This window comes from Sinorhizobium sp. NG07B, from assembly GCF_002532005.1.
Lineage (GTDB): Bacteria > Pseudomonadota > Alphaproteobacteria > Rhizobiales > Rhizobiaceae > Sinorhizobium > Sinorhizobium fredii_C.
This window is the reverse complement of record NZ_NWTD01000036.1, coordinates 1-3,349: the sequence shown is the minus strand read 5'-3', so window position 1 is coordinate 3,349 and position 3,349 is coordinate 1. Positions and strand designations below refer to the sequence as shown.

Genomic DNA, 3,349 nt, shown 5'->3' with positions numbered 1-3,349 from the left:
TGCCAAAGCCAAATAAGGATGAGCATTGGCAATGAGAACGATCAAGTGTCAAAAGGGCATTTGGTGGATGCCTTGGCATGCACAGGCGATGAAGGACGTGATACGCTGCGATAAGCCGTGGGGAGCTGCGAATGAGCTTTGATCCATGGATCTCCGAATGGGGCAACCCACCTTAGATGCTTGGAAAATTTAAGCCGTGCGAAAGCACGGCTTAGGTTTCCAAGCATTGTTGAAAGGTATCTTATCCTGAATTCAATAGGGATAAGAAGCGAACGCAGGGAACTGAAACATCTAAGTACCTGCAGGAAAGGACATCAACCGAGACTCCGCAAGTAGTGGCGAGCGAACGCGGACCAGGCCAGTGGCAATGAGGAATAAAGTGGAACGATTTGGAAAGGTCGGCCGTAGCGGGTGATAGCCCCGTACACGTAGAACACTCATTGTCCTTGAGTAAGGCGGGACACGTGAAATCCTGTCTGAACATGGGGAGACCACTCTCCAAGCCTAAGTACTCGTGCATGACCGATAGCGAACAAGTACCGTGAGGGAAAGGTGAAAAGCACCCCGACAAGGGGAGTGAAATAGAACCTGAAACCGGATGCCTACAAACAGTCGGAGCCCGCAAGGGTGACGGCGTACCTTTTGTATAATGGGTCAACGACTTAGTGTGACATGCAAGCTTAAGCCGGTAGGTGTAGGCGTAGCGAAAGCGAGTCTGAATAGGGCGCCTTAGTATGTCGCATTAGACCCGAAACCGAGTGATCTAGCCATGAGCAGGTTGAAGGTTGGGTAACACCAACTGGAGGACCGAACCCGCATCTGTTGCAATAGATTGGGATGACTTGTGGCTAGGGGTGAAAGGCCAATCAAACTCGGAAATAGCTGGTTCTCCGCGAAATCTATTTAGGTAGAGCGTCGACCGAATACCCCCGGGGGTAGAGCACTGGATGGGCTATGGGGACTCACCGTCTTACTGATCCTAACCAAACTCCGAATACCGGGGAGTACTAGTCGGCAGACACACGGCGGGTGCTAACGTCCGTCGTGAAAAGGGCAACAACCCTGACCTCCAGCTAAGGTCCCCAAGTCATGGCTAAGTGGGAAAGGATGTGAGGATCCCAAAACAACCAGGATGTTGGCTTAGAAGCAGCCATCATTTAAAGAAAGCGTAACAGCTCACTGGTCTAAATAAGGGTCTTTGCGCCGAAAATGTAACGGGGCTGAAGCCATGCACCGAAGCTGAGGATGTGCCGCAAGGCACGTGGTAGCGGAGCGTTCCGTAAGCCTGTGAAGGGATACCCGTGAGGGGTCCTGGAGGTATCGGAAGTGCGAATGTTGACATGAGTAACGATAAAGAGGGTGAGAGACCCTCTCGCCGAAAGACCAAGGGTTCCTGCTTAAAGTTAATCTGAGCAGGGTTAGCCGGCCCCTAAGACGAGGCGGACACGCGTAGTCGATGGGAACCACGTTAATATTCGTGGGCCTGGTGGTAGTGACGGATCGCTTAACTTGTCTGGACTTATTGGATTGTCCAGGCTTGGACGCGGTCCCGGGAAATAGCTCCACCGTATAGACCGTACCCGAAACCGACACAGGTGGTCAGGTAGAGTATACCAAGGCGCTTGAGAGAACTGCGTTGAAGGAACTCGGCAAATTGCACGCGTAACTTCGGAAGAAGCGTGACCCCATTATGGGCAACCATGATGGGGTGGCACAGACCAGGGGGTAGCGACTGTTTATCAAAAACACAGGGCTCTGCGAAGTCGCAAGACGACGTATAGGGTCTGACGCCTGCCCGGTGCTGGAAGGTTAAGAGGAGGGGTGCAAGCTCTGAATCGAAGCCCCAGTAAACGGCGGCCGTAACTATAACGGTCCTAAGGTAGCGAAATTCCTTGTCGGGTAAGTTCCGACCTGCACGAATGGCGTAACGACTTCCCCGCTGTCTCCAACGCAGACTCAGTGAAATTGAATTCCCCGTGAAGATGCGGGGTTCCTGCGGTCAGACGGAAAGACCCCGTGCACCTTTACTATAGCTTTACACTGGCATTCGTGTCGGCATGTGTAGGATAGGTGGTAGGCTTTGAAGCAGGGACGCCAGTTCCTGTGGAGCCATCCTTGAAATACCACCCTTATCGTCATGGATGTCTAACCGCGGTCCGTCATCCGGATCCGGGACAGTGTATGGTGGGTAGTTTGACTGGGGCGGTCGCCTCCGAAAGAGTAACGGAGGCGCGCGATGGTGGGCTCAGAGCGGTCGGAAATCGCTCGTCGAGTGCAATGGCATAAGCCCGCCTGACTGCGAGACTGACAAGTCGAGCAGAGACGAAAGTCGGTCATAGTGATCCGGTGGTCCCGCGTGGAAGGGCCATCGCTCAACGGATAAAAGGTACGCCGGGGATAACAGGCTGATGACCCCCAAGAGTCCATATCGACGGGGTTGTTTGGCACCTCGATGTCGGCTCATCGCATCCTGGGGCTGGAGCAGGTCCCAAGGGTTTGGCTGTTCGCCAATTAAAGCGGTACGTGAGCTGGGTTCAGAACGTCGTGAGACAGTTCGGTCCCTATCTGCCGTGGGTGTAGGAATATTGACAGGATCTGTCCCTAGTACGAGAGGACCGGGATGGACATATCTCTGGTGGACCTGTTGTCCTGCCAAGGGCATAGCAGGGTAGCTATATATGGAAGGGATAACCGCTGAAGGCATCTAAGCGGGAAACCCACCTGAAAACGAGTATTCCCTCGAGAACCGTGGAAGACGACCACGTTGATAGGCCGGGTGTGGAAGTGCGGCAACGCATGAAGCTTACCGGTACTAATCGTTCGATCGGCTTGATCGTTCTTGTTGCCTATGCTCATCAAACGAAGTTTGATGATGCTATCTTCTGTCCTCACGCTGTCGCGATCGGAAGATCGCTTCGCTGCGGACGGCGCGCGCCACAAGGCGCGACGCGCTCTGCGCTTGCGGCATTCGGCCGGGGCGGCAGACAAAAGACGTGTTCAAAAAAGAGGCGAAACCTCACCAGCTTCTCACAATTGCTCCCTCCGGGAGCAAAACTTGCGCTTTGCCGACCTGGTGGTTCTGGCGGGGTGGCTGCACCCGTTCCCATTCCGAACACGGCCGTGAAACGCCCCAGCGCCGATGGTACTTCGTCTTAAGACGCGGGAGAGTAGGTCGCTGCCAGGTCTGCAAAGCGCAAGTCAAAAACATCTTCTCGCACACACGCGGCCCCTCCCAAGACCGGGCCAACGCAACTCGGAATTCGACGACTTGACGCGGGGTGGAGCAGCCCGGTAGCTCGTCAGGCTCATAACCTGAAGGCCGCAGGTTCAAATCCTGCCCCCGCAACCA

At 54.6% G+C, this 3,349-nt stretch carries 1 tRNA gene and 2 rRNA genes; all 3 read left to right on the top strand.

The window, feature by feature from the left end:
- Window positions 1-39: 39 nt before the first annotated feature.
- Window positions 40-2,837 (top strand): 23S ribosomal RNA (locus CO664_RS29905).
- 232 nt (window positions 2,838-3,069) lie between these two features.
- Window positions 3,070-3,184 (top strand): 5S ribosomal RNA (gene rrf / locus CO664_RS29900).
- A gap of 88 nt (window positions 3,185-3,272) precedes the next feature.
- Window positions 3,273-3,349: transfer RNA gene (locus tag CO664_RS29895), tRNA-Met, on the top strand.